The organism is Microbacterium sp. SCPM-O-B-15248 (M128) (genome assembly GCF_058214835.1).
Window position 1 is genome coordinate 404142 of sequence record NZ_JBYQLI010000001.1, and the last position, 26297, is coordinate 430438.

At 70.5% G+C, this 26297-nt stretch carries 24 protein-coding genes and 1 pseudogene; 17 read left to right on the plus strand and 8 right to left on the minus strand.

The genetic code is table 11. The annotated features are described in order from the left end of the window. Positions 1–33: 33 nt before the first annotated feature. A complete protein-coding gene (locus AC3E6M_RS01915) occupies positions 34–915 on the minus strand; it encodes an NAD(P)/FAD-dependent oxidoreductase (RefSeq protein WP_490528904.1) in 882 nt (293 codons plus the stop codon). 6 nt (positions 916–921) lie between these two features. Between AC3E6M_RS01915 and AC3E6M_RS01920 the strand changes: the two genes are divergently transcribed. Both AC3E6M_RS01920 and AC3E6M_RS01925 read left to right on the plus strand, forming a co-directional pair. Continuing rightward, a complete protein-coding gene (locus tag AC3E6M_RS01920) occupies positions 922–1377 on the plus strand; it encodes a MerR family transcriptional regulator (protein ID WP_138177342.1) in 456 nt (151 codons plus the stop codon). Positions 1378–1386: 9 nt separating this feature from the next. Then, positions 1387–2763 (plus strand): ATP-dependent DNA helicase, encoded by a 1377-nt coding sequence (locus AC3E6M_RS01925; protein ID WP_138177344.1) that lies wholly within the window; start codon positions 1387–1389, stop codon positions 2761–2763. Here AC3E6M_RS01925 and AC3E6M_RS01930 read toward each other — a convergent pair. Beyond that, complete coding sequence (locus tag AC3E6M_RS01930) at positions 2751–3404, minus strand: biliverdin-producing heme oxygenase (RefSeq protein ID WP_490528905.1); 654 nt, start codon at positions 3402–3404, stop codon at positions 2751–2753. The two genes, AC3E6M_RS01925 and AC3E6M_RS01930, sit on opposite strands and share 13 nt — an antisense overlap. A 173-nt stretch (positions 3405–3577) precedes the next feature. Here AC3E6M_RS01930 and AC3E6M_RS01935 point away from each other — a divergent pair, with 173 nt between their 5' ends. From AC3E6M_RS01935 to AC3E6M_RS01945, 3 genes are read left to right on the plus strand one after another with little or no spacing between them, the layout of a single operon-like run. Continuing rightward, a complete protein-coding gene (locus AC3E6M_RS01935; protein ID WP_490528906.1) occupies positions 3578–4849 on the plus strand; it encodes a serine hydrolase domain-containing protein in 1272 nt (423 codons plus the stop codon). Between the two features lie 19 nt (positions 4850–4868). Beyond that, the gene (locus AC3E6M_RS01940) at positions 4869–5738 is read left to right on the plus strand and encodes an EamA family transporter (protein ID WP_138177350.1); all 870 of its coding nucleotides are present in this window, start codon (positions 4869–4871) and stop codon (positions 5736–5738) included. Positions 5739–5795: 57 nt separating this feature from the next. Continuing rightward, positions 5796–6794, plus strand: a complete 999-nt coding sequence (locus AC3E6M_RS01945) for a magnesium and cobalt transport protein CorA (RefSeq protein WP_138177352.1) — start codon at positions 5796–5798, stop codon at positions 6792–6794. Positions 6795–6860: 66 nt separating this feature from the next. Here the strand turns inward: AC3E6M_RS01945 and AC3E6M_RS01950 are convergent, their stop codons facing one another. Then, a complete protein-coding gene (locus AC3E6M_RS01950; RefSeq protein WP_138177354.1) occupies positions 6861–8039 on the minus strand; it encodes a 4-hydroxybenzoate 3-monooxygenase in 1179 nt (392 codons plus the stop codon). A gap of 221 nt (positions 8040–8260) precedes the next feature. Then, on the minus strand, positions 8261–9013 hold the full coding sequence (locus tag AC3E6M_RS01955) for an IclR family transcriptional regulator (protein ID WP_138175364.1): 753 nt from the start codon (positions 9011–9013) through the stop codon (positions 8261–8263). 90 nt (positions 9014–9103) lie between these two features. Here AC3E6M_RS01955 and pcaH point away from each other — a divergent pair, with 90 nt between their 5' ends. The 7 genes from pcaH to AC3E6M_RS01990 all read left to right on the plus strand — a co-directional run bounded on the left by pcaH (position 9104) and on the right by AC3E6M_RS01990 (position 15874). Continuing rightward, positions 9104–9916, plus strand: coding sequence for a protocatechuate 3,4-dioxygenase subunit beta (gene pcaH, locus AC3E6M_RS01960; RefSeq protein ID WP_490528907.1), 813 nt, complete (start codon positions 9104–9106; stop codon positions 9914–9916). Beyond that, entirely contained in the window at positions 9916–10479 is a 564-nt protein-coding gene (gene pcaG, locus AC3E6M_RS01965; protein ID WP_490528908.1) for a protocatechuate 3,4-dioxygenase subunit alpha, read from the plus strand. Before pcaH ends, pcaG begins: the two co-directional genes overlap by 1 nt. Next, positions 10469–11794, plus strand: a complete 1326-nt coding sequence (locus AC3E6M_RS01970; protein WP_490528909.1) for a lyase family protein — start codon at positions 10469–10471, stop codon at positions 11792–11794. Before pcaG ends, AC3E6M_RS01970 begins: the two co-directional genes overlap by 11 nt. Beyond that, on the plus strand, positions 11791–12561 hold the full coding sequence (locus tag AC3E6M_RS01975) for an alpha/beta fold hydrolase (protein WP_138175370.1): 771 nt from the start codon (positions 11791–11793) through the stop codon (positions 12559–12561). The genes AC3E6M_RS01970 and AC3E6M_RS01975 overlap by 4 nt, the downstream gene beginning before the upstream one ends. Further along, positions 12558–12938: a 4-carboxymuconolactone decarboxylase gene (gene pcaC, locus AC3E6M_RS01980; protein ID WP_138175372.1), complete on the plus strand. Its 381-nt coding sequence runs from the start codon at positions 12558–12560 to the stop codon at positions 12936–12938. Before AC3E6M_RS01975 ends, pcaC begins: the two co-directional genes overlap by 4 nt. Positions 12939–13082: 144 nt before the next feature. Next, entirely contained in the window at positions 13083–14384 is a 1302-nt protein-coding gene (locus AC3E6M_RS01985; RefSeq protein ID WP_490528910.1) for a C-glycoside deglycosidase beta subunit domain-containing protein, read from the plus strand. Positions 14385–14395: 11 nt separating this feature from the next. Continuing rightward, on the plus strand, positions 14396–15874 hold the full coding sequence (locus AC3E6M_RS01990; protein ID WP_490528911.1) for a C-glycoside deglycosidase beta subunit domain-containing protein: 1479 nt from the start codon (positions 14396–14398) through the stop codon (positions 15872–15874). Between the two features lie 29 nt (positions 15875–15903). Here AC3E6M_RS01990 and AC3E6M_RS01995 read toward each other — a convergent pair. The 4 genes and pseudogenes from AC3E6M_RS01995 to AC3E6M_RS02010 all read right to left on the minus strand — a co-directional run. Next, positions 15904–16167, minus strand: a pseudogene (locus tag AC3E6M_RS01995) (amino acid permease); the annotation flags it as partial. Positions 16168–16220: 53 nt separating this feature from the next. Next, positions 16221–17159: a LysR family transcriptional regulator gene (locus AC3E6M_RS02000; RefSeq protein WP_138175380.1), complete on the minus strand. Its 939-nt coding sequence runs from the start codon at positions 17157–17159 to the stop codon at positions 16221–16223. Between the two features lie 179 nt (positions 17160–17338). Further along, a complete protein-coding gene (locus AC3E6M_RS02005) occupies positions 17339–18622 on the minus strand; it encodes an extracellular solute-binding protein (protein WP_138175382.1) in 1284 nt (427 codons plus the stop codon). Positions 18623–18763: 141 nt separating this feature from the next. Next, positions 18764–21925, minus strand: coding sequence for a glycosyl hydrolase (locus AC3E6M_RS02010; RefSeq protein ID WP_490528912.1), 3162 nt, complete (start codon positions 21923–21925; stop codon positions 18764–18766). A 157-nt stretch (positions 21926–22082) separates the two neighbouring features. Here AC3E6M_RS02010 and AC3E6M_RS02015 point away from each other — a divergent pair, with 157 nt between their 5' ends. The 5 genes from AC3E6M_RS02015 to AC3E6M_RS02035 all read left to right on the plus strand — a co-directional run bounded on the left by AC3E6M_RS02015 (position 22083) and on the right by AC3E6M_RS02035 (position 26294). Further along, positions 22083–23048 (plus strand): carbohydrate ABC transporter permease, encoded by a 966-nt coding sequence (locus AC3E6M_RS02015; RefSeq protein ID WP_490528913.1) that lies wholly within the window; start codon positions 22083–22085, stop codon positions 23046–23048. Then, positions 23048–23884: a carbohydrate ABC transporter permease gene (locus AC3E6M_RS02020; RefSeq protein WP_490528914.1), complete on the plus strand. Its 837-nt coding sequence runs from the start codon at positions 23048–23050 to the stop codon at positions 23882–23884. Before AC3E6M_RS02015 ends, AC3E6M_RS02020 begins: the two co-directional genes overlap by 1 nt. A 66-nt stretch (positions 23885–23950) precedes the next feature. Beyond that, positions 23951–24094 carry a hypothetical protein gene (locus AC3E6M_RS02025; protein ID WP_490528915.1) on the plus strand — a complete coding sequence of 48 codons (144 nt, stop codon included), beginning with the start codon at positions 23951–23953 and terminating at the stop codon, positions 24092–24094. Then, complete coding sequence (locus tag AC3E6M_RS02030; protein ID WP_490528916.1) at positions 24091–25278, plus strand: Gfo/Idh/MocA family protein; 1188 nt, start codon at positions 24091–24093, stop codon at positions 25276–25278. The genes AC3E6M_RS02025 and AC3E6M_RS02030 overlap by 4 nt, the downstream gene beginning before the upstream one ends. A gap of 11 nt (positions 25279–25289) precedes the next feature. Further along, entirely contained in the window at positions 25290–26294 is a 1005-nt protein-coding gene (locus tag AC3E6M_RS02035; protein WP_490528917.1) for a sugar phosphate isomerase/epimerase family protein, read from the plus strand. Positions 26295–26297 lie beyond the last annotated feature (3 nt).

A 26297-nucleotide genomic window follows, 5' to 3' on the forward strand; every position in this document is an offset into this window, starting at 1 on the left:
GGCCCGGTCGGTCGGGTGCCCGACCCCTGGGTTTCAGGGCGCGGTCGCGAAGGACTGCACGATCGCCACGGCCGCCAGCTGCCCCGCGGCGATCGCCGCCGCGAGTGTCGCCATGGGCCCCGGGAAGTGGTCGGGGTGGGCCATGTCGCCGGCGGCGAAGACGCGCTCCACGCTCGTGCGGCCGAACGGGTCGATGCGCACCGCACCGGATTCCTGCACCTCGAGCCCGAGCTGCGCGGCGAACGGGGCCCGCTGACGCGACGCGGGGGCGACGAACGCGCCGGCGACCTCGAGCGTCGCGTCGTCGTCGAGGACGAGGCGCAGACCGTCGGCCGCGGGCTCGACGCGGGACACGCGCGCCGGATCGAGGACGACGACCTCGGATGCCACGGGCGCGAGCATTCCGCGCAGCATCGCGGCGTGCGGCGAGGCGTTCAGCACGGCGACGGGGCGGCCGGCGAACTCGTGACCGTGGCAGAACGGGCAGTTGGCGACGCGCCCTCCCCAGTGCTCCGCCAGGCCAGGGATCGGCGGCAGGTCGTCGGCCAGCCCCGTCGCGAGCACGAGGTGCGCGGTCCGGAGCGTCTCGCCGTCCACCTCGACGTCCACGCCGTCGCCGTCGGCTGCGACCGCCGAGGCCGCGGCATCCCGGACCTCGACCGTCGGGTAGGCGGCGAGTTCGTCGCGGCCGCGGCGGCGCAGATCGGCGGGCGCGACGCCGTCGTTGCCGAGCAGGTTGTGGGCGTGGTCGACGGTGGCGTTGCGGTACTCGCCCGAGTCGAGCAGCAGGGTGCGGCGGTGCATGCGCCCCAGGGTCAGGGCGGCTTGGAGGCCGGCCGGGCCGCCTCCGATGATGATGGCCTCGTACACGACGGGCTCCTCTCGCTTGCGTTCGCGACCATCGTGTGACTTCATGTCGACATGAAGTCAAACGGCGAGACGATCGGCGATGCGGCAGCACGGTTCGGGCTCGACACCCACGTGTTGCGCCATTGGGAGGACGCGGGGCTTCTCCGCCCCGCCCGCGACACCGCCGGGCGACGGCTCTTCGGCGAGGACGACCTCGTGCGGATCGCGGTCATCCTCCGCAACAAGGCGGCGGGCATGTCGCTCGACCAGATCCGCGTCCTCCTCGACGAGGACGCCCCCGATCGTCATCGCGTGCTCGAGGAGCACGTCGCGGAGCTCGATCGCCGGGCCGCCGACATCGCCCAGGCCCGCGCGATGACCGAGCACGCGCTGCGGTGCCGGGCGCACGACATCACCGAGTGCCCCCGCTTCCGCAGTCACGTCGAGGACGTGCTGTCCGGACAGGCCCGCTGGCTCGTCGTCCACACCGAGCCGCCGGCCGGTGTCTCGGCATCCGTCGCGAACTAGCATGAACCGGTGACCACGCCACCCCTGTCCACCGAGCAGCAGGCGCTGTTCCGGTTGATCGAGGACACGCGCGAGCACGTGTTCGTCACCGGCCGCGCCGGGACGGGCAAGTCCACACTGCTGCAGCACTTGGCCTGGAACACGCAGAAGCAGATCGCCGTCTGCGCGCCCACGGGCGTGGCTGCGCTCAACGTCGAGGGGCAGACGATCCACTCGCTGTTCCGCCTGCCGATCGGGCTCATCGCGAACGGCGACATCGAGCAGAACGACGCGACCCGCAAGATCCTCAACGCGATCGACACGCTCGTGATCGACGAGATCTCGATGGTCAACGCCGATCTCATGGATGCCATCGACCGCTCGCTCCGGCAAGCGCGCGGCCGTCGCGCCGAGCCGTTCGGCGGCACCCAGATCGTCATGTTCGGCGATCCGTATCAGCTCGCCCCCGTGCCGCCGCGGGGGGACGAGGCGCGCTACATCCGCGACCACTACCGCTCGTTCTGGTTCTTCGACGCGAAGGTGTGGTCGGGGGAGTCCGCGGGCGACGGGCTCATCGACATCGGGCGCCACGGTGCCGACCTGCACGTGAACGAACTGGTCGAGATTCACCGGCAGGCCGACCCCGGGTTCCGGGCGCTGCTGAACGCCGTGCGCTACGGGCGCGTGACCGCCGAGATGGCGGGGGTGCTCAACGGCGCCGGTGCGCGCACGCCGCCGCATCCCGCCGACGGCGAGCACCCCATCATCACGCTCGCGACGCGCAACGACCGCGTGAACGAGATCAACCGGCGCCACCTCGAGGAACTGGTGGGCCGCACGCAGACGGCGAACGCCGAGATCTCGGGGGACTTCGGGCGCGGCGAGGCCAACTACCCCGCGGAACCGGCGCTGACCCTGAAGATCGGGGCGCAGGTGATGTTCCTGCGCAACGACGGCGCGCAGTTCGGTGAGGCGCCCCGCTGGGTCAACGGCACGATCGGCACCGTGACGCGCATCGCCGGCGACAGCGTGCGCGTCGAGGTCGACGGCGTCGAGCACGATGTGGAGCCCGCGGTGTGGGAGAGGTACCGCTACGCCTACGACCCGGGGACGAAGAATCTCTCGCGCGAGATCGTGGCGGAGTTCACCCAGTTCCCCCTGCGCCTGGCCTGGGCGGTCACGATCCACAAGTCGCAGGGCAAGACCTACGACCGCGCCGTCGTCGACCTCGGTGCGGGCGCCTTCGCTCCCGGGCAGACCTACGTCGCCCTGAGCCGTCTCACCTCGCTCGACGGGCTGTATCTCACGCGGCCGCTGCGCCCGAGCGACATCCGCGTCGACGAAGACGTGCGGCGCTTCATGAAGCAGGCTTGGCTCGGCCGCCAGCAGGAGGCTCAGGCGACCTGAGCGGCCTTCGCGCGCGCGAGGTCCTCGCACAGCTCGGTGGTGAAGCGGGCGGCGACGAGCACCTCGTCGATGACGCGTTCCTTCTCGTCGTCGTCCCACGGCGCGGCATCCAGCTGGTCGCGGTAGACCCGCTTGAACGCCGTGGGGTCGGCGATGTCGGCGAAGAGGTACAGGCCGATGCCGTTCGTCTCGAACCCGAACCGCCGCTGCAGGACGCGACCGATCGAGCGACCACCCGAGAGGTCGCCGAGGTAACGCGTGTAGTGGTGGGCGACGAAGCCGCCCGGCCACCGTGCGGTCAAGCGGCGGATGCGCGACACGTAGGCCTGGGTCGTCGGCAAGGGAGCGATGCGCTCGCGCCAGTCCGACCCGATGAGGAACTCCAGGTCGGCTTCGATCGCGGGGAGGCGCGTCAGCTTGTCGCTGAGGAAGACCGACACCACCGGGTCGTCGTGCAGCCGAGCGGCACCGGCCTCGAGAGCCTCGTAGATGAACCACTGCTGCGCGACGTGGGCGATGTAATCCTCGCGGGTGCCGGCGCCGGTGAGCAGACCGAGGAGGAAATCCGCGATCTCGGACGGAGCGTGGGCGGCGCTCGACCGTTCCCGCAGGGCGGCGGAGAACGAAGCGACGGCGTTCATGCGGCCATCATACGCAACGAGTTAGGTAAACCTAACCCCTGATGCCCGGCCGGCGTCGCAGATGTGATGCAGCCGTGACTGCTCCGGAACGCAAGCCGCCACTCCGTCCGTTCGGCGTGTGTTTGAATTCTTGGAGCGCATGCTTCATCGCGCGCGGAATGGTGGGGGTTCACATGCGGGGATGGCGTCGTTCGGCGGCCATGGCGGTCGCGGGAGCCAGCATCGTCGCCCTCGTCCTCTCCGGCTGCACGCCGCGGGGGTCGGCATCCATCGACGTCCCCGAGCAGGTGCAGGGCTCGCTTCCCGACGACACCGTCGCCCAGTTGCAGGATGCCGTGACCTCGGCGATGGCGATCACCGGGTCGACGGGCGCCATCGTCGGTGTCTGGGCACCCTGGAGCGGCACGTGGGTCACGGGCCTCGGCACGCAGGGCCCGGGCGGCGCGGACGTCACCGCCGACATGGGTTTCCGCGCGGGTGACGTCACGCGCGCCATGACGTGCGACATCGTCTACGAGCTCGCCGCCGCCGGCACCTTCTCGCTCGACGACTCCGTGTCGACGTGGGTGAGCGGTCTGCCCGGTTTCGACGACATCACGCTGCGCCAGCTGTGCGACGGCACCTCGGGCCTCGGCGAGTACGGCGCGATCCTGCGCAGCCAGATGCTGATCAATCCCGACCGCGTGTGGAACGCCCGCGAACTCATGGCGTACGGCATCGCCAGCCCGCGGCGCAATGCGCCCGGGGCGGCCTTCGCCGACTCCGACACCAACTACCTCCTCGCGGGCCTGGCCGTCGAGCGGGCCACCGGCGAGAAGCTGTCCGACCTCATCGCCGAGCGCGTCGCCGACCCGCTCGGGCTCGGCGCGACGTCGCTGCCCGGGCCCGCGGCGGCGCCCCCGTCGGACAACGCGCTCAACGGGTACTGGTCGCAGACCAACGCCGAGGGCGCGTGGAACTGCACCGACCCCGGTGACTACACCGTCTCGTCCGCGAGCATCGGCGGCGCCGACTCCGGTGTCGTGACGAACATCACCGACCTCGGGCGATACGCCCAGGCTTTGGCGACGAGTGCCCTTCTGCCCGAAGGCACCGACCGTTTCGCCGCGCCCGTCCCGGTGAGCCCCGAGACCCCGACGTGGTTCACCGCCGCGGGCGGCGCCTACCAGGCCGGATCGCTCATCGGCCAGTTCGGGTCCGCCCCCGGGTACATCGTCGGAGCGTTCGCCGACCCCCAGACCGGTATGTCCGTCGCGGTCGTCCTCAACAACTCGGGGGCCAACCAGGCCGCCGGTGCGTGGCTGGCGTGGGAGCTCGCGGCGATCGCCTCCAAGGCCCCCGCGGCCGAAGGACGCAGCATCCCCGAGGCCGGTCTGCCGTGGACGGCGCAGCAGATGCGCGACAACCTCGGCACCATCGCCATCTGCCCGCCGCCCGCACAGTGACCGGGTCCGCGGTCGCGCGATGACGACGCGCTTCGGGCAGGGTCCCGCCGCGGCGCTCGTGCTCGTGGGTCTGGCCTGTCAGGAGGTCGGGGCGTCCTTCGCGGTGATGCTCTTCCCGGACACGGGACCCCTCGGCATCGTCATGCTGCGCCTGGTGTTCTCGGCGCTCCTGCTGCTGGCGATCGCCCGCCCGAAGCTCCGCGGACACGGCGCGCGGGCGTGGCGGTCGGTCATCGGATTCGGCGTGGTCCTGGCATCCATGAACGGGCTCTTCTACCTCGCGCTCGCGCGGCTCCCGCTGGGCGTCACCGTCACGATCGAGGTGCTGGGCCCGCTGACCCTGTCGATCATCACCGCCGTCGGGATCGCCCGATGGCTGTGGGCGGGCCTCGCCCTGGCGGGGGTCGTCGCCCTCGGTGCCGGCGGGTGGGATCGCCTCGACCTGCTCGGCGTCCTGTTCGCGCTCGCCGCTGCCGTGAGCTGGGCGCTGTACATCGTGGCCTCGGCCCGGGTGGGGCGGGAGTTCCCGCGCCTCGATGGTCTCGCGCTCGCGATGACGGTGGGGGCGGTGCTCGCGCTGCCCTTCGGCATCCTGGACGCCGGCGCGGTGCTCCTCCGGCCCGAGATCTTGGCGCTGGGCGCTGCGGTGGCGCTGTTGTCGTCGACGATCCCGTACGCGCTGGAGCTGATCGCCCTGCGTCGGCTACCCGCCTCCGCTTTCGCGATCATGATGAGTCTGGGGCCCGCCACGGCATCCATCGCCGGCTTGCTGCTCCTCGGTCAGCGCCTCTCGTGGCTGGAGATCTGCGGCATCGCCTTGGTCATCGTCGCCAGCATCGGCGCAGTGCGGGGGGCGTCCCGGCGGGCCGCCGCGCAGCCCGTGGGCTGACACGGCCCGAGCGCAACGGTCATCATTCGTCCACCTGGGGGCGGTAGAACGGACCCCATGCCCATCATCGACAGCGCGGTGTACGTCGACGGTTTCCGGATCAAGAACCCGGCGAGCCTGGACCAGACCTTCGAGTACATGGAAGCGCACGGCGGCATGGCCTGGATCGGCTTGCTGCGCCCCTCGCCGGAAGAACTCGAGCGAGTGGCCGCCGAGTTCTCCCTCCACCCGCTCGCGGTCGAGGACGCCCTGTCGGGGCACCAGCGCTCGAAGCTCGAGCGCTACGGCGGCAACCTCTTCGCGGTGCTGCGCCCGGCCCGTTACGACGATGCGACCGAGACGGTCGACTTCGGCGAGCTGCACGTCTTCGTCGGTGCCGACTACGTCGTGACCGTCCGCCAGGCGGAGGTCCCCGATCTGTCGCGCGTGCGCCGCCGTCTCGAAGGGCAGCCCGAGCTGCTCGCGCGCGGTCCCGAAGCCGTTCTCTACGCGATCCTCGACGAAGTCGTCGATCAGTACGACCCGGTGGCCGCGGGTCTGCAGAACGACGTCGATGAGATCGAGGATCAGCTGTTCGGCGTCGGCGACGCCGAACTCACCCAGCGCATCTACGAGCTCGCGCGCGAGGTCATCCACTTCCAGCGCGCGACGGAGCCGCTGCGCGACATGCTGCAGGCACTCCTGCGCGGCGCCGACAAGTACGGCGTCGACATCGAGCTGCAGCGGTCGCTGCGCGACGTGCTCGATCACGTGCTGCGCCAGTGCGACAAGCTCGGCTCGCTCCGCGCGATCCTCGACAACGCCCTCACCGTCAACGCCACGCTCGTCACGCAGCGGCAGACCGACACCGCCCTCGAACAGAACGAGCAGGTCAAGAAGATCTCGGGGTGGGCGGCGATCCTGTTCGGCCCGTCGCTCGTGGGCGCGATCTACGGCATGAACTTCAAGAACATGCCCGAGCTGGACTGGACCCTCGGCTATCCGATGGCACTGGCGCTCATGGCGGCGACGTCCTTCGGCCTCTGGCTGACGTTCAAGCGCAAGCACTGGCTGTAACGCGTGAGGGGTCACTTTCTGTCGCCTGGCGCAGCTCCAGGCGACAGAAAGTGACCCCTCACGCGTTCAGGCAGAGGGCCAGCCGCAGTAGGCCTCGGCCAAGTACGCCTGGCCATGACGCGACTCGACGACCGCGTGCAGCTCGCCGAGCTGGCGGTGGCGGTCGAAGTCGGTGGCATCCGGGGCGACGTGCAGCAGGCTCGTCATCCACCACGAGAAGTGCTGCGCCTTCCAGATGCGGCGGAGCGCCCGCTCGGGGTAGGTGTCGAGAAGACGGGTGTCGTCCTCGAGCAGCAGGGCGCGCAGCGCGTCGGCGAGCAGGCGGACGTCGGCAATGGCGAGGTTCATGCCCTTCGCACCCGTGGGAGGCACGGTGTGGGCCGCGTCGCCGACGAGTGCGACGCGGCCGAGACGCAGTTCGTGCGCGACGAAGCTGCGGAAGCGCAGCACGTCGCGCTGGAAGATCGGGCCCTCCTTCAGCGTGGTGCCGGGGACGCGCTTCTGCAGCTCGTCCCACAACTGCGCCTCGCTGAAGGCGGCCGTGTCGGTCTCGGGGTCGCACTGGAAGTACATGCGCTGCACGGTGTCCGAGCGCTGGCTGACGAGGGCGAAGCCGTCGGGGGAGTTGCTGTAGATCAACTCCTCCGAGCTCGGCGGGGCTTCGCACAGGATGCCGAACCAGGCGAAGGGGTATTCGCGGAAGTAGCCGCCGGTGCTGGATCCGGTCACCGCGGCGCGTGCCACGCTGCGGGAGCCGTCGGAGCCGACGACGAACTCCGCCTCGATCTCGAACGGCTGGCCGTCGGCGTCGCGGGCGATCACGCGGGGCCGATCGGTCTCGGCGTCCTCGACACGTTCGGCGGTGACGCCGAAGCGCAGGTCCTGCCCCGCGGCCAGTCGCGCGGCGATGAGGTCCTTGAGCACCTCGTGCTGCGGGTAGAGCCAGACTCCGCGGCCGACGAGGGACGCGAAGTCGATGCGGTGGCCTTCGCCCGCGAATCGCAGCTCGATGCCGTCGTGGCGGTGCCCGACGGTGCGCACGCGCGAGGCGTCGCCGAGGGTGTCGAGCAGTTCCACGGTGCCCTGCTCCAGGATGCCGGCGCGGATCGTGCTCTCGATCTCGTCGCGAGAGCGCTGGTCGATGACGATCGACGGGATGCCGGCGGCATCCAGTAGGTGGGACAGGAGGAGCCCGGCGGGGCCGGCGCCGACGATCGCGACGCGGGTGCGGACGGTGGGGGTCATGACGTCTCCTTCGACGGGTACCCGCCGATGCTGACGTGGATGCCGGAGCCTCGCCGCCCCATTCCCGTTGAACGGCATTCTTCTGCCGCCGCGACTCCGGGCGTGAGGAGTCAAAATCTGTCGCTTCGACGCGGTGCAGGCGACAGATTTTGACCCCTCACGCGGGGGGGAGGGGGGAGGGGGGAGGGGGGAGAGGGGAGAGGGGAGAGGGGGGGAGGGGGTCAGCGGCGGTAGCCTAGGGCGCGCTCGGTGTCGCGGGCGGCGCGGTGCAGCTCGCCGAGGGCGAACTGGGTCTCGGCGTCGCGGGGGAGCACCACCGACAGTGCCGCGATCACCGCCCCCGTCTCGTCGCGCACGGGCACCGCGACACCCGTCGACACCTCGTCGACGTACCCGGGCGCGATGACCCGGCCGAGGGTGCGGATCTCGGCGAGGGTGCGCCGCAGTGCCGCGGGGTCGATGATCGTCGCGGGGGTGACGGGCGCGAGCGGGCCCCCGAGCACCCGTTCCTGCAGGTCGTGCGGGGCGAACGCCAGCAGGACGAGTCCCGAGGACGAGGCGTGCAGCGGAAGCCGTCCCGCGACGCGGGTGATGTTGGCGCCCGAATCCGGCGCGCTCAGCCGCTCGAGGAACAGCGCCTCTTCCTGCTCGAGGATCGCCAGCTGGGTGTGCTCGCGCACGCGCATCTGGACGCGCTCCATGAACGGCAGCGCGGCTTGGCGCAGTCGCAGTGCGTGCGACGACCGCGTCGCGAGCTCCCACAGCCGCATGCCCACGCGCACCCGGCGCTCCTCGTCGCGCTCGAGCAGACCGGCATCCACGAGCTCGTTGACGATCCGGTGCGCGGACGAGCTCGGCAGGCCCGCGCGCCGGCCGATCTCGGCGGTGGTCTGGGCCGTGCGCGTGGGGGTGAAGGTCTCGAGGATCCGCACGAGACGGTCGGTCACCGAGTCGCCCGAGGGGGAGTTGGCCATGCTTCAGGATGCCACGATTCCCATTCAGCGGGAACTGGCTGGCGCCCGCGCCGCGCGGTGCCGGAACATGGCCTGGTCGAAGGAGACCCCATGTCCCACCCCTCCGCCGCGGCGCCCGAGACGCTGCTGGCCGCCCCCGACCAGGCGACGCAAGAAGAGATCACGCGCGAGATCCGCGCAGCCCACGCGGCGCTCGCCGCCCGCGAGGCCGCGGGCGAGGCGGTGCCGGCGACCGCGTACGACTTCCCGGCCTACCGCTCGAGCGTGCTGCGCCACCCGACGAAGAACCCGAAGCTCGTCGACCCCGAGACGATCGAGCTGTTCTCGCCCGCGTTCGGGCAGCGCGACGTCGCCGCGATCGAGTCCGATCTGACGCTGCAGCACGCGGGGGAGCCGCTCGGCGAGCGCCTGACCGTGCGCGGACGCCTGCTCGACTCGTGGGGTCGTCCGCTCGCGAACCAGCTCATCGAGATCTGGCAGGCCAACTCCGCCGGACGCTACATCCACCAGCGCGACCAGCATCCGGCCCCGCTCGACCCGAACTTCACCGGTGCCGGTCGCGCGATCACCGACGACAACGGCGAGTACGCCTTCACGACGATCAAGCCCGGCCCCTACCCGTGGAAGAACCACCGGAACGCCTGGCGCCCCGCGCACATCCACTTCTCGGTGTTCGGCTCGTCGTTCACGCAGCGGTTGATCACCCAGATGTACTTCCCGGGCGACCCGCTGTTCGCGCTCGACCCGATCTACAACAGCATCCCCCGACAGAAGGATCGCGACGCCCTCGTCGGCGTCTACGACCACGACCTCACGTCGCCCGAGTGGGCGACCGGCTACCGCTTCGACATCGTCGTCAACGGCGCCGACGCGACGTGGTTCGAGCAGGAAGGCGACGAGTGATGAGCACGGTTCCCGCAAAGACCCACCGGCCCACCCCGGGGCAGACGGTCGGTCCGTTCTTCGCGTACGGGCTGGAGTTCCCGAAGCAACACCAGGTCGTCTTCCCGCATTCGCCCGGCGCGATCGTGCTCTCGGGCACGGTCCTCGACGGTGCGGGGTCCCCGATCCCCGACGCCCTCGTCGAGATCTTCGGAGCGGATGCCGACGGCGCGGTGCCTCGCGCCCGCGGGGCGTTCCGTCGCGACGACCACACCTTCACCGGCTTCGGACGGGCCTTCACGAACGACGAGGGGCACTTCGAGTTCTGGACGCGCGAGCCCGGTGGCATCCAGGACCGTCCCGGCTTCTTCGCCGCGATCGTGTTCGCCCGCGGGCTGCCGAACAAGCTGCACACCCGCATCTACGTGCCCGGCGACGCCGCGGCGCTCGCCGCCGACCCGCTGCTGTCCTCGCTGGACGAGGCGGAGCGCGCTAGCCTCGTGGCGACGCGCACGCCCGACGGCCACCTCCGGCACGACATCCGATTGCAGGGCGAGAAGGAGACGGTCTTCCTTGCCTTCTGACCCCCTCGACGCCGGGCTCCTCTCGCCCGTCACCGCCGGTCACGACGATCTCGTCGCCGATCGGGTCTACCTGGATGCGATGGTGGGGGCCGAATGCGCCCTCGTCACGGCCTACGCGGAGCTCGGGATCGCGCCGTCGGAGGCGGCCGTCGCCGTCGACCACGCGTTCGGTCTCGACGAGAAGTACGGGCGGCCGTCGCAGGGGATCGACGTCGAGGCTCTCGCGGTCGCCGCGGTCGCCGGCGGCAACCCGGTCATCCCGCTCGTCGGCGAGCTGAAGGCCCGCGTCCCGGCCGAGTACGCGCCGTGGATCCACCGCGGAGCCACGAGTCAGGACGTCCTCGACACCGCGACCATGATCGTCGCGCGCCGTGCCGTCGCCCAGGTGCGGTCCTCGCTCACTCACACCTCGCAGTGGCTGCGCGCGCAAGCCGAGGCGCACGCGGACACCGTCGCGGCGGCCCGCACCCTCACGCAGCACGCGGTCCCCACCACGGTCGGTGCCCGGGCGTCGGCGTGGGAGCGTGGCATCCGTCGCGCCGTCGACCGGCTCGACGCCCTCGTCTTCCCCGCGCAGCTCGCCGGTGCCGGCGGAACGCTCGCGTCGTTCGTCGAGATCACCGGATCCGAGGATGCCGCGGTCGCCCTGCCCGCGGCCTTCGCACGAGCGGCGGGGCTCGAGGCGCCCGACGCTCCGTGGCACGTCACGCGCTGGCCCGTGACCGAGCTCGGCGACGCGCTCGTGCAGGCGATCGATGCGGTCGGCAAGCTCGCCGCCGACGTCGCGACCCTCAGCCGCACCGAGATCGCGGAGGTCGCCGAGGGGACCGGGGGCGGCTCCTCCGCGATGCCGCAGAAGCAGAACCCCGCCGAGGCCGTGCTCCTGCGCTCGGCGGCCCTGCGCGCCCCGCAGCTGGGCGCAACCCTGCACCTGGCCGCCGCGCTCGCCGTGGACGAGCGGCCCGATGGGGCGTGGCACGCCGAGTGGCCGACGCTGCGCGAACTGCTGCGCCTCGCTCTCGGGGCGTCGTGGCACGCCTCCTCGCTCGCCGCGCACCTCCGGGTGGATCCGGATGCCGCGGCCCGCACCGTCGCGCTCACCGGCGGCCGCATCGTCAGCGAGCGGTTGCGCGGCGTCCTCGTGCCCTTGATCGGCGCCGAGCGATTCACCGCGCTCGTCGCGGGTGACGCCGACCTGGGCGACGCGCTGCGCACGCTCCCCGAGGCTCGCGACCTCGACATCGACGCGCTGCTCGACCCGGCCGGCTACCTCGGTCTCGCGCCGTGCCTGGCCCGTGAGGAGGGGCGCGCATGATCGCCCTGACCGCTCCCGTCGGACCCGCCGGCGCGCCCCTGGTCGTGCTCGGCCCGTCGCTGGGTACCTCGACGATCCTGTGGGACGACGTGGTGCCGCTCCTGATCGACGACTACCGCGTCTCGGCGTGGGACCTCCCCGGCCACGGCGCGGCTCCCGTCGCCCGCGAGCCGTTCACCGTCGCCGACCTCGCCGATGCCGTCGCTGCGGCGGTGCCCGACGAGACGTTCCTCTACGCGGGCGTCTCGCTCGGCGGGGCCACCGGTCTCGAACTGGCCCTGCGCCACGGCGACCGGGTGCGGGCGGCGGCCATCGTGGCATCCGGAGCGCAGCTCGGCGACCCGGCCGCGTGGGCCGACCGCGCCGCGCAGGCGCGGACGCAGAGCACGTCGAGCCTTCTCATCGGCTCCGCGCAGCGGTGGTTCGCTCCGGACTCGATCGCGCGGCGACCCGTCCTGACGGGGCGCCTCCTCCACGTCCTGCAGGACGCCGACGACGAGAGCTACGCCCGCTGCTGCGAGGCGCTCGCGGCGTACGACGTGCGCGGCGACCTCGGGCGTATCGAGGCCCCGCTTCTCGCGGCCTGGGGGGAGTTCGACGCGGTGGCCCCCGAGGCCAAGGCCGTCGAGATCGCCGAGGGAGTGCGGCACGGCCGCGTCGCGCGCATCGACGACGCCGGGCATCTGCCACCCGCCGAGCAGTCCGAGGCCGTGGCGGCGCTGCTGCGCTCGTTCTTCGCATCCATCGCCGAGGGAGGCACGCGATGACCACCGATCAGGAGCGCTACGACCAGGGCATGACGGTGCGGCGCGAGGTGCTCTCGGACGCCCACGTCGACCGCGCCACCGCGGCGGCGACCGAGCTCACCGCCGACTGGCAGGACTTCATCACGCGCGTGGCGTGGGGCGACATCTGGTCGCGGCCGGGCCTGGACCGGCGCTCGCGCTCGATCGCCGTGCTGACCTCGCTCATCGCCCACGGGCATCACGAGGAGCTCGCGATGCACCTGCGTGCGGCGATCCGCAATGGCCTGACCGTGGACGAGATCCGCGAGGTCATCCTGCAGTCAGCGATCTACTCCGGTGTCCCCGCCGCGAACACGGCGTTCCGCATCGCGACCGAGGTGTTCCGCTCGGAGGCGTGAGGGGTCAATTTCTGTCGCTTCGAGATGCCGCAAGCGACAGAAACTGACCCCTCACGCGGTCTGATGTGGGGGATCAGGAACGCTTATGTCTGAATCGGGCATAAGCGGGTAGCGTCGAAGCGACACCACAGAGAGTGAGCGACGATGCTTCTCGAGAGAGACCTCATCCAGTCCGTCGGATTCCGCAACGTTCGGGAGGGCGGCGAGATCACGGGCTTCCAGTTCCGCGTCCGGATGCCGTCGTACCGCGGCATGGCGGCCTCGCTCATCGACGGCATCGGGGTGAGCATCCCCGGGCTCGTCGACGTCGAACCCGACGTGCCGCGGTGGACCCTCCAGGGTCGTCAGTACACGCTCGCCGAGCTGTGGGACGGCGACGGCGTGCGCTGGCCGCTCGAGGATGCCGCGATCATCACGGTGCCGCTGCCCGGCGGGCTCCCCGACGGCGTGCACGAGCTGGCGATCGACCTGCGTCTGCGGATGTCGTACATCCCCGAGGAGCACCAGCCGAGCACCTACCGCGTCGCCAAGAGCGTGACCCTCGCGCCCGAGGCATCCGGTGCTCCCTTCCGCTACGGCGTCTCGCTCTACAGCTACATGGGGGACTACGGCACGGTCATGGACCTCGAGACCGCTCTCGCCTCGATCGCCGACCTCGGGGCCACGGGCGTCGAGATCCTCGGCGAGGGGCATGTGCCGAACTACCCCGACCCCCCGCAGGAGTGGGTCGACGAGTGGTTCCATCTGCTCGAGAAGTACGGCCTCGAACCCACGAACTACGGCTCGTGGATCGACACGCGCCTGCACTCCAGCGGCCCGCACGCCCGCGACATGACGGTCGAGGAGGGAGCTGCCGCCCTGCAGCGCGACCTACGGCTGGCGAAGCGTCTCGGGTTCGGGTTCGTCCGGCCCAAGATCGGCGTGGTGTCGAGCGACCTCATCCCGCACCCGATCTGGACCGAGGTCGTCGAGGCGTCCCTCCCGCTCGCGGAAGAGCTCGACGTCATCATCTGCCCCGAGATCCACTCGCCGACGCCCATCACGCACGAGGTCGTCGACGACTACATCGCCTTCATCCGCCGCACCGGCACGAAGCACTTCGGTCTGCTGCTGGACACCGGGATCTTCCAGGACCGGCCGATTCCGCTCCGCCCCGACGAGCTGCCGGGCCGGCGGCCGGCGTTCCTCGACGGCATCCATGTGGATCCCGCCGACGTGTTCGACATCATCGAGCACGTCGTGTTCATCCAGGCGAAGTTCCACGACATCGACGAAGACCTCGAGGACCAGCAGATCCCGTGGGAGCCCGTGCTGAAAGCGCTGAAGGACGCCGGGTACACCGGCTACCTCTCGAGCGAGTACGAGGGCGAGCGCGAACCGTGGCGCTCGATCGAGCAGGTGCGCCGTCAGCACTCGCTGATGCGCCAGATCACCGACCGGATCTGAGAGAGACGACCATGCCCAACGGACTGATCCACGACGACAGCCTGCGCGCGCACCCCGACGGGCTCGCGCTGAGGCTCACCCTCCCCTGGTATCGCAGCCTGTGGCTCTCGTCCGTGACCACGCTCGAGCTCACCGTCGACGGGGAACGGGTGGATGCCGCCGACCTCCGGTTCGAACTCGGTGACCGGTCCTGGCGCCTCGACGAGCTGCCCGCGCAGAGCGAGACCCTGTGGTTCCTGCAGGAGCACCCGCTGCTCGTCGCCCGCCGTGCGACGCCCGTCGCCCTCGGGGAGACGCACGACGTCGTCCTGCACGGCGAGCTGCGCCTGCCGTACATGCAGATCGCGCCGGGACAGAACGGTGGGCCGGGGATCTACGTGCCGAACGTCGTCCACGATGCGAGGTCCCTCACGGTCGTCGACGCGGATGCCGTACCTCCGGCGCTCGTGCACGAGGTCGTTCCGCCGCCGGTCGCCGCCGCCGACGATCCGTTCCGCCTCGGTCTCACCCTCTACTCGGCCAGCGCCGAGTTCCGCGCGGGCTGGTACGACTTCGACGGCCTCCTCGACCGGGTGGCGGAGCTGGGGATCGGCCCCGGCATCGAGATCGTGGCATCCCAGATGGTGCCGACCTACCCCGTCGTCGGCGACGACTTCGTCCGCACGTGGAGGGACGCGTTCGACCGGCACGGCTTCGTCGAGAGCTCGTTCGGGGCGAACCTCGACATGGGTCGCCGACGCGATCGCGACATGACGCCCGACGAGGAGTTCGCCTTCTCGAAGCTGATGTTCGAGGGCGCGAAGAAGCTCGGGTTCCCGCTCGTGCGCATCCAGTCGGCGAAGCCCGAGCTGCTGCGCCGGCTGCTGCCGATCGCCGAGGATCTCGAGCTGAAGCTCGCGTACGAGATCCACGCCCCGATGGGGCCGAACGCCGAGGCGATCCTGCGCGTGCGCGAGACGTACGCCGACCTCGATTCGCCCCTGCTGGGCTTCGTCGCCGACTTCTCGTCGACGATGCACGCGATGTCGCCGACCCTGCTGCGCGCCGTGCGTCGGGCCGGGCTCGACGACGACGCGGTCGCGAAGCTGCAGGAGATCTGGGCGACGGATGCCACGATGCCGGCGCGTCAGCAGGAGTTCCTGGGCTACCTCCGCGGGCGGGACTTCGACCCGGGGCGTCTGGGCTCGTTCGCCCACCTCGCGTTCAACATGCACGGTCACGTCGATCCGCGGGAGTGGGCCGACATCATGCCGCAGATCCTGCACGTGCACGCGAAGTTCTACGACATCGACGACGCCGGGCAGGAGCCCGCGATCGACTACCCCGAACTCGTCCGCGTGTTCATCGAGGGCGGGTACCGCGGCTTCTGGTCGAGCGAGTGGGAGGGGCACGCCTTCGCCGAACTCGGCGAGGTCGACCCGCTGCTGCTCGTGCGGCGCCAGCACGACCTCATCCGGTCGGCGATGCGGGCCGTGACGGCGTCGGCCTGACCGACTCCGGGGCGCGGGTGCGCTCGGTTCTTGAACGCGCGCTCGGCGAAGACGGCGGCGCCTCCGGCACGGGGGTATTTCGTGACCAGCTCTGCGTACGATCCGGCGGTGAGCAGGGCCAGGAGGAGGGCGAGCAGGAGGGGAGCCCAGAGCATCCCGCCGACACGCTCGGCGAGCACGCCCATCAACACGTAGATCCCCGCTCCGAGGACGTCACCGAGGATGAAGGCGAACAGCAGCGGTCCGCCGATTCCGCGCCGGAGGGTGGAGGGATGCCAGGTGTCTGTGCTCACCGGCCGACTGTAGGCGCGAACACAGGATGGTCGTGTCGGGTTGACACCGATCTTCAGGCGGGTGCGGTGCCGGCGGCGATCATCCGCCCCGCCTCGGCGAAGAGCCCGCGCATCCACTCGTGTTCGGGGTCGCGCGTGTGGGAGGGATGCCACCACAGCGCGCTCACGAGGGGCGTCGCCGCGAAGGGAAGCGGCACCACGCGGATCCCGCCTATGCGCAGGAGGTGCGGTGCGAGTGCCGACTGAACGAGGCCCACGCGTCGCGTACCGCTGACGAAGTGGCCCACCGAGAGGAAGCTCTCGAGCACGACCTCGATCCTTGCCTCCACCCCGAGCTGCTGTACCTGGCGGGCGGCCGAGGTGAACGCCGATCTCGACTGGAAGGTGAGTACCCAGGGCAGGTCCGCGAGATTCTTCATCGTGAGGGTCTCGCCGACTTCGTCGTTGTCGGAGGCGACGACGGCGAGCCAGTCGTCCTGCCAGAGGTCGAGGTAGGGCAGATCCGAGACGGGGCCGTGGGGGATGATCATCGCGTCGGCCGAGCGCAGACGGTTCGCCGCGTCCTCGACGATGCCCGGATTGTGCAGCATGTACCGGAAGCGCACGCCGGGCGCGCGCTCCGCGGCCAGCTGCGAGACCACGGTGCCGACGGTGACGAAGCCGTAGTCGGAGCCGTAGATCGAGAACTCGCGCGAGGACTCGGACGGTGACCACGAGGCCTGGCTCTCGAACACGCGTCGTGCCGCCTCCAGGGCCGTGCTCGTGTGATCGGTCAGGCGCACCGCGAACGGCGTGAGCTCGTAGACGTTCCCCCGGCGGGCGAGGATCTGGTCGTTGAAGTGGGTGCGCAATCGTGCGAGCGAGGCGCTGAGGGCGGGCTGGCTCAGGTGCAGCCGCTCGGCCGCACGGGTGACGCTGCGCTCGGTGAGCAGCGCGTCGAGGGAGACCAGGAGGTTCAGGTCGAGGCGGGAGAGTGCGGAGTTGTCGGACACGTCGTCGTGTTCTCCTCGTGCCGGGCGCGGAACGAATCGGGAACCTCGAGCGTATCAATGACGTCGATGGGATGGCTGATCGCATTCCTGATCGTGATCTGCGCACGGCGATCCCCAGCGGGCCCAGAAACGACGATCGGCTGCCGCCCGGAGGCGGCAGCCGATCGTCGGACGAGGGATCAGCCCCAGGCGTTGTCCATGTCGGTGAGCACCGCGTCGACCGTCTTCTGGCCCGTCAGCAGGCCCTGGACGCCGGCGCCCAGCGCGTCGTAGACGGCGGGGTTCGGCCAGGCGGCGTTCGGCAGGCCCGTGTAGGAGTTCGACTCCAGCAGCGAACCGACGTTCTTGTACTGGGGGAGCAGGCTGCTTTCCGACGCGCCGACGATCGGTACGCCGCCGAACAGGTCGGCGAAGGCCGCGGCCTGTTCCGGGGTCGCCACCCAGTCGAGGAAGCCCTGGATGAGTTGCTTCTTCGAGTCGTCCACCTTGGCGTTGACCGACCAGGCGTAGTTGGCCGAGGCGAGCAGGAACGGCTTCTGCCCTGAGGAGGGCGGGAAGCTCTGCACCGTCAGGTCGGCACCGGTGGCCGCGCCGATCGAGCTGGCCGCGCTCCCCGGGATCGCCGCTGAGAGGGCGGTACCGCCGCCGAGCCCCGCGGTGATGTTGTCGAACGTGCCACCCGCGGCGCCGTCCTGGAAACACCCGGCCGCGTTCATGTCGACGAGGTCTTGGAGCGTCTCCTTCCAGCCGGCGGTCCCGGCGAAGGTCACCTTGCCTGCGGCGCGCTGAGCGTTCCAGTCGGGCTGGGCCTCGTACACGCGGGTGGCCGAGACGAGCTGGGCCATGAGGCCCGTGTTGAACGGGATGGCTCCCGCGAGAACCGTGAAGCTCTTGCCGGCAGTGCGCGCCGTGGTGCAGTCCTCGAGCAGCGCCTTGTAGCTCTCGGGGTACTTCGACACGCCCGCCTCGGCGGCGGCGCCGTTGTTGTAGACGAGGCCGACGGGGATCAGCGACGTCGGCTGGCCGTAGGTCTTGCCGTCGACCTGATACTGACTTTCGGAGTTCTTCGGGATGACGCTGGCCGACGAATCCGCCAGGGGTGCCAACAGGCCTGCTTCGGCGAGCGAGATGATCGAGATCGGCTGGCCGGTCCCGGGCGCCAGAACCATGACGTCGGCGGCGTTGCCGGCCTGCAACTGCGTGGTGACCTGCGTGTTGTACGCGTCGGAGGGGTAGGGGATGACCTCGATGTCGATGCCCTTCTCCTTCCCGTACGCCTCGAGCGTCTTGGCGTAGGCCTGGTCGTCGTCGTTGGCCTGGGCCACCATGACGGTGAACCCGGTCGCCGCGCCACCGCTGCCGGAATCGCCGCCGCCCGAGCAGCCGGCGAGGAGGAGGATGCCGGCGAGGGGCGCTGCGAGCAGTGGAAGGCGCAGGGGCCGCAGGGTGGAGTGCTGTGGCATGGACGTACCCTTTCGTGACTTCATTGTCGCCAGCCGGGGATCGCTGGCTCGGCCGCGTGACCGCAGAATCAGCGTGGCACACATCTGTCGGAAACCGACATTAGATTTGCTGATGCCGTGCAATAGTGGGAGCGATCCCCGTCAGTCGGCCGCGGCCCGGACGAGCCGCACGGGGCCGGCCAGGCCTCCCGGCCGCGGCACCGCTGCGAGCGTGAACACCTCGGTCATCGGTGCGAACATCTCGCCGGTGGACCGCTCGGCCTCGGCGATCAGACGGTTGCGCCAGGGGACGGCGACATCGACCTCGACGTCGTTCGCGCCGTCGCGCCACGCGGCGGTGACGTCGACGCGGTAGGGCGTCGTCCACGCGATCCCGCAGTCCCGCCCGTTCACGCGGACGCGGGCAACGCCGTGCACGTCGCCCAGATCGAGATCCAGGGCGCCGCCGACCGTGGCCTCCCGGGCCGTCAGCCGCGCTCGGTACACGCCGACCCCCGAGAAGCCGCGAGCGCGTACGCCGTCCTCCGTCCACGGATGCGGGTGGTCGCCGTGTGCGACGGCGGGAAGGCCGGGCAGTTCCACGCGCCACGATCCGTCGAGGGCGAGGGGCGTGCTCGTGGTGAGCGCAGGTGCGTCGCCGCCGTCGACGACGAAGGCCGACCCGAAGGGCGGCAGGGTCACGTCCGCGCGGCCGTGGACGGGGGCGAGGGCGCCGCGCCGCCGATGCACCGGATCCCACACTTCCACCCGCGAGGGCAACCCCGACAGCGTCAGGGTCACCGCGTCGGCCGACGGGTTGGCGAGGAATTCCACCCGGCGCCCGTCGACGACCCGAGCGATGCGTCGCGCACTCCCCCCTTCGATCGGGCGGGAGGGGGAGAGGCCGAGGTCGGCGAGTGCCCGGGCGAGGTCGGCGGTGTCGTGCACGTTCGCGGCGCCCCAGATCGCCGCCATGAGGACCGCGAACTCCGCACGGTCGTCGCCGAGGGACGGCGTGCTCTCGGGGCGGGCTCCCACGACGCTCGCTCCCGCCGCGACCAGCGTGCGCAGGCGGCGCAACGTGGGCACCGTGAGACGCCGACTCGACCCGCCGAGGAACAGCACGCGATAGCGCGAGTGCCCAACGGCGAGCTCGTCCCCCTCGACGCGGAGCAGATCGAGACCGTCGATGCCCAGGTAGTCGAAGTCGAAGCCGCCGGGGACGGCCTCGTCGAGCTCGTGCTCGAACAAGCCGGTCACCGGCGCCTCTTCCCCCACGAACACCGCGATGTCGACGGCGGGCCGCCCGGCCGCGAGCAGTGCCGAGCAGCGCGCGAGGTAGTCGATCCACGGCCCCGCCATCTCGGCCCACGTCTCGTGTCGGGTGAACGCCTGTCCGAGGAACGGCGCCAGAGCGATGCCCGGCGGCGGGGTGGATGCCGGTTGATGCGGCGACGGGTGGACGCAGAACCGTGTGACCCCCAGCGTCAGCTGCAGGTCGGCGATGTGTTTGAGGTTGGACGGCATCCATCCCCAGGGGTCGCCGAAAGAGGTGAACGCCTCCGCACCCGTCCAGGTCCGACCGTGCACGTGCGCGACCGAAGAGGCTCCCTTGAGGTCGGCGACGTAGGTCGGTCGGGGCCCCGCTGCGGGGTCGAACGTCCACATCGCGCCCATCGGCACGTCGGCCGGGGCGCGCATGGCGAGGTCGTCGCCCCATTGCGGCCGGCCGTCTTCGAGCGCCTCGGCGTAGTAGGTCATGCCGCGCCGGTGGGCCTCGTCGGCGAGGGTGCCGTAGTACGCCGTCGCGAGCAGTTCGTTCAGCGTGCGGCGGTAGTCGTAGAGGAAGCCGTCGCTCTGTGCCGCCCCGCCGACGACGTACCCCGCGAGGGTGGGCAGCCACGGGGTCGGGTCGTATCCGCGGGCGTCCGCGAAGCGCCGAGCGATGTCGTCGGTGAAGTTCTGCGCCCCGGCCTCGATGCTGTCGCTGAGCAGCGCATCGAAGCGTCCGGTGCGCGGTCGGTACCGTTCGAGGTGGGTCTGGAGGTAGGCCGCCACCCGTCGAGCGTCGAGTTTGTCGACCTCCAGACCCGTGGCGATCGCCGGGGCGGGGCCGTTCGTCTGTCCGGTCGGCGACGCACCCAGGCGCAGGATGCGCCAGGACCCGGGAGGGGCATCCCATCGCAGGCGCCCGCCCTCGACCGCATCGGTCAGATCGACGACCTCGGTCGGGTCGATCACTCGCGCTGAGGGGTCGTCGACGGTGTCGGAGGCGTAGAAGTCCGACTCGGTCGCGAAACCCGCCTTCGTCTCGGCGTGATGCACGCGGGCAGCGGCGAAGAGCGCGAACTCGCTGACCTCGAACGCGTCGGCGCGACGCAGCACGGGTGGCATCCGTACCCCCGCGGCGACCGGCGGCAGAGCCTCGGCCGCGCTCGCCGCCGAGAGCACGAGACGGAACCGCCGGGCCGTGATGGCGGCGAAGGATGCCGTCCGAGCCGTCACAGTCGTCGGCTCGAGCCGGACGATGTCGTGAAAAACGCCATCGCTCTCGACCTGCAGAGTCGCGTGCGGAGCCGGTGCGGCGCCGAAGCCGCGGGGGCCGGGGAGGCCGAGCACGACCGAACGCACCGTCACCGGCTCGTCGAACACCGCCTCGAGCGTCGTCGACGACCACGCATCGGGATCGCGGGGGAGGCGGACGGCCGGACCGAAGGAACGGTCGGTGAGTGCCGTCGCCTCGATGTCGCTCCCGTCCACGCGGTACGCGGCCGGGAGAAGGGGTTCGTGCCCGGAATCCGCGGGAAAGGCCACCACTCGCCAGTCGGTGCTCCACCGGGGCGAGCCGTCGCCGCCGTGGCGGGGGGCGTCCTGGAAGCCGCCCGCGACGTCCGGGAGCGGGGGGAGAGCGATGTCGATCGATCCGCCGTCGATGACGGTCTCGCTCCATACGATCTTCTTCATCGCGTCGACGGGCTCGACCCAGGGGCCACCCGACGCGCTCCAGCCCGCGGAGGTGGCGATCGCGATCTCCATGCGAAGGCGCGCGGCGGTGAGCGTGGCCGCCTCGATGGCGTCGTCCCACTCGGGAGTTCCCGGATGCCGGGGCGTGTCGACCACGAGCGGCATGCCCATGCCTCCGTCGAACATGTGCACGCCGCGCACGCCGATCCGGTGCAGCCACTCGAGGTCGGCGACGGCGCCTGCGGTATCCGCATTGCCGTCCATCCAGTGCCACCAGGCGCGGGGGCGGGCCTCGTCGGGAGGGTCGATGAAGCGGGTCCAGAGGTCGTCGGGAGAGTCATCGTGCGGCGTCGTCGTCACTGCCGAATCCTCGCATCGACGGCGGGGAGAAGGAGGATCCACCTCCTTATGCGGTCCATCCATCCCACTAATGTGTCTTTTCGACACAAGGGTGCAATAGTCGAAGGATCGGGCGCTCAAAGCAACGCAGCGCAATGACGAAGAAGTCAGAGAGCACATGACAGTGACCATCGAACAGGACACCACGCGGACGCTCACCGTGCCTCCCTCTGCGCGTCGGACGTCTCAGCGGCCGGCACGCGGGGGCAGGCCCCTCATCAGCTACGGCCAGTGGTGGTGGGCGCTCCCCGCGATTGTCCTCGTGCTCGGCGTGCACTACGCCGCCACCCTCACCGGCGGCTTCTTCGCTTTCACGAACTGGACGGGTCTCGGCTCGTTCCAGATCACCGGCTTCGACAACTTCGCCCGGATCTTCGCGGAGCCGCGGCTGCTCGGCGCTGTCGGGAACACGCTGTTCCTCGCTTTCGGGTCGGTCGTCCTCACGAACGTGCTGGGCCTGATGTTCGCCCTGGCCATCAACCGCACGCTGAAGACGCGCTACATCCTGCGCACGCTGTTGTTCATGCCGGTCGTGCTCAGTCCGCTCGCGGTCGCCTACGTATGGAAGTTCATCTTCCAGTTCAACGGCCCGCTGAACGGGATGCTCGGTGCGCTGGGGCTCGAGTCGCTGCAGAAGACGTGGCTCGCCGATCCCACGTGGTCGATCTGGGCGATCCTCATCACCGTCGTCTGGCAGCAGACCGGCTTCACCATGGTCATCTACCTGGCGGGGCTCGCGTCGGTCCCGATCGAGGTGGAGGAAGCCGCTGCCCTCGACGGCGCCGGTGTGGGGGGCCGATTCTGGCACGTCGTCGTCCCGGCCATCCGCCCCTCGATCGCGATCGCGACCACCCTCGGGCTGATCCAGGGCCTGCGCATCTTCGATCAGATCCTCGCCCTCACGGGCGGCGGTCCGGCCGGGGCCACCGAGACGCTCGCGACCGAGGTGTACAAGAACGCCTTCTCACTCGGGCAATTCGGTTTCGGTTCCGCGCTCGCGCTCGTGCTCACCGTCATCATCCTGGTCTTCGCGATCGCCCAGCAGTACGCCACCCGTGACCGCACGGTCGGGAAGGTCTCGTGATGTTCCGCTACACCAAACTCACCGCCGTCCGCGAGGCGCTCGTCTGGGTCATCACACTCATCGGGCTGCTGCCGTTGTACATCCTCGTCTCCACGTCGCTGAAGAGCGACCAGGAAGCTCTCACCTCGAGCGCCGTCGCCCCGCCGAGCGGCATCGACGTCAGCGCCTTCGTCGCGGTGCTGACCTCGACCGGTCGCAACAGCATCCCGATGAGCATCCTCAACAGCGTCGTGATCACTGCCGGGTCGATTCTCGGTCTCGTGCTGTTCGGCTCGGTGGCCGCCTACGTCATCGCCCGCCGGACGCGAAGGTGGACGACCATCACGTACTACCTGGTGCTCATCGCGATCATCCTGCCCGCGCAGCTCGGTACGGTGCCGCTGTACATCGGGGCGCGCTCGGTCGGGCTGACCGGCAACGCCGTCGGCATGATCGTGTTGTGGATCGGCATCCTGATGCCGCTGTCGGTCTTCCTGTACGCGAGCTTCTTCCGCGGACTCTCGACCGAGTACGAAGAGGCGGCGGTGATCGACGGCGCCTCACCCACGCAGGCGTTCTTCCGGGTCGTCCTGCCGCTCATGGCCCCGGCGACCGGAACCGTGGCGATCCTGGCGGGCCTCATCGTCTGGAACGACTTCTTCAATTCGCTGATCTTCCTCGGCGGCTCGACGACGCAGACGCTACCGGTCGCGATGTACACCTACGTCGGCGGATTGGTCTCGGCCTGGAACAAGATCTTCGCCGTCGTGATCATCTCGATGATCCCGATCCTCGTGTTCTACATGTTCGCTCAGAAGCGCTTCATCCAGGGCTTCGCGGGCGGCCTCAAGGGGTGAGACCCGCCCCGCGGATGCCAGGAGATCCGGCATCCGTCGACCGTCGCGCCGCGTCGAAAGGACACCATGTACCAGCTCGCTCCGAACCTGGACCTGCTCTTCACCGAGGCCGCGTGGGGCCATGACTCGCTCCTCCCCGAGAAGGACGTCCGCCGCACCGACGATGGGCTCGCCTGTGTTGGGGTCGAGCGCGAGCCGGTGCTGGCATGACCACTGCCCGGCCGCTCCGCGTCGCCATGATCGGCTACGGCTTCATGGGGGCCGCCCACTCGGTCGGCTGGCGCCAAGCGCCCCGCGTGTTCGACCTCCCGCGCGCGGTAGAGATGACCGTCGTGGTGGGCCGGAACGCGGATGCCGTGGCATCCGCCGCCATGAAATGGGGGTGGGCGGAGTCGTCCACCGAGTGGCGCGAGGTGATCGCGCGCGACGACATCGACGTCGTCGACATCGTCACCCCGGGGGACTCGCACGCCGAGATCGCGATCGCGGCGCTGGAGGCGGGCAAGCACGTGCTGTGCGAGAAGCCGCTCGCCAACACCGTCGCCGAGGGCGAGGCGATGGCCGAGGCGGCGGAGCGGGCGCGGGCACGTGGCATCCGGTCGATGGTCGGATTCACGTACCGTCGCGTGCCGGCGGTGACCCTGATGCGCGACATGATCGCCGAGGGGGCCGTGGGCACCGTGCAGCAGGTGCGCGCGGCGTACCGGCAGGACTGGCTCGTCGACCCCGGGATGCCGCTGGCCTGGCGCCTGCAGAAGGAGCACGCCGGATCGGGGGCTCTCGGCGACATCGGTGCGCACATCATCGACATGACCCGGTTCGTGACGGGCCTGGGCATCGAGAGCGTCACCGGCACCCTCGAGACGATCGTGAAGCAGCGGCCGTTGCAGGCCGCCGGGTCGGGACTGTCGGGATTGGCCGGCAAGGGGGTCGGCGACGTCACGGTCGACGACGCCGCGATCTTCACCGGACGACTGTCGAACTGCGCTTTGGCCTCGTTCGAGGCGACGCGCTTCGCCACGGGCCGCAAGAACGCCCTCACGATCGAAGTGTCGGGCGACCGCGGAGCGCTGGCCTTCGACCTCGAGGACCTCAACAGCCTGCGGTTCTACGACCGCACGGCTCCCGAGGGACGCCAGGGGTTCACGCAGATCCTCGTCACCGAGCCCGTGCACCCGTACGTGTCGGCGTGGTGGCCCGCCGGTCACCTGCTCGGCTACGAGCACGGCTTCACCCATCAGGTGGTCGACCTCGTCGGCGCGATCGACGGCGGCACCGACCCGCACCCCTCGTTCGCGGAGGGCCTCGCCGTGCAGCGGGTGCTCGACGCGGTCGAGCGCAGTTCGGCACGCGAGTCCGCGTGGACGAGCGTCACATCCTCCCTTCCTGCGTGAAAGGTCTCGTCATGGCACGCCCGATCACCCTGTTCACCGGCCAGTGGGCCGACCTGCCGTTCGACGAGGTCGCGCGCCTCGCGGGCGAGTGGGGCTACGACGGCCTCGAGATCGCCTGCTGGGGCGACCACATCGACGTGTCCCGCTGGGACGACGCCGCCTACGTGCAGTCGCGGCTCGACATCCTCGAGCGCCACGGTCTGAAGGTGTGGACGATCGCGAACCACCTCGTCGGGCAGGCCGTGTGCGACGACCCCATCGACGAGCGGCACCACGACATCCTGCCCGCGCGGGTGTGGGGCGACGGGGATGCCGAGGGCGTGCGGCAGCGCGCGGCCGAAGACCTCAAGAACACCGCGCGGTTCGCCGCGAAGCTCGGCGTGACGACGGTCACCGGGTTCACCGGGTCGAGCATCTGGAAGTACGTCGCGATGTTCCCGCCCGCCTCGGAGGCGATGATCGAGGCCGGGTACCGGGACTTCGCCGACCGGTGGAACCCGATCCTCGACGTCTTCGACGAGGTGGGCGTGCGCTTCGCGCTCGAGGTGCATCCGTCCGAGATCGCCTACGACTACTGGACGGCGAAGAAGACCCTCGAGGCGATCGGGCACCGCCCGAGCTTCGGGTTCAACTTCGACCCGTCGCACTTCGTCTGGCAGCAGCTGGACTCGGTGGCGTTCGTCCTGGACTACGCGGACCACATCTTCCACGTGCACTGCAAGGAGTCCACGACCAACCTCGACGGCCGCAACGGCGTGCTCGGCTCTCACCTGTCGTGGGACAACCCCCGCCGCGGATGGACGTTCGTCTCGACCGGTCACGGCGCCGTGCCCTGGGAGCCGCTGTTCCGGGCGCTCAACGCGATCGGCTACGACGGTCCGACGAGCGTGGAGTGGGAGGACGCCGGCATGGACCGCCTCGTCGGCGGGCCCGAGGCTCTGGCCTTCGTGCGCAAGCTCGGCGAGATCACCCCGCCGCACCAGCTCTTCGACGCGGCGTTCTCGACGAAGGGCTGACGC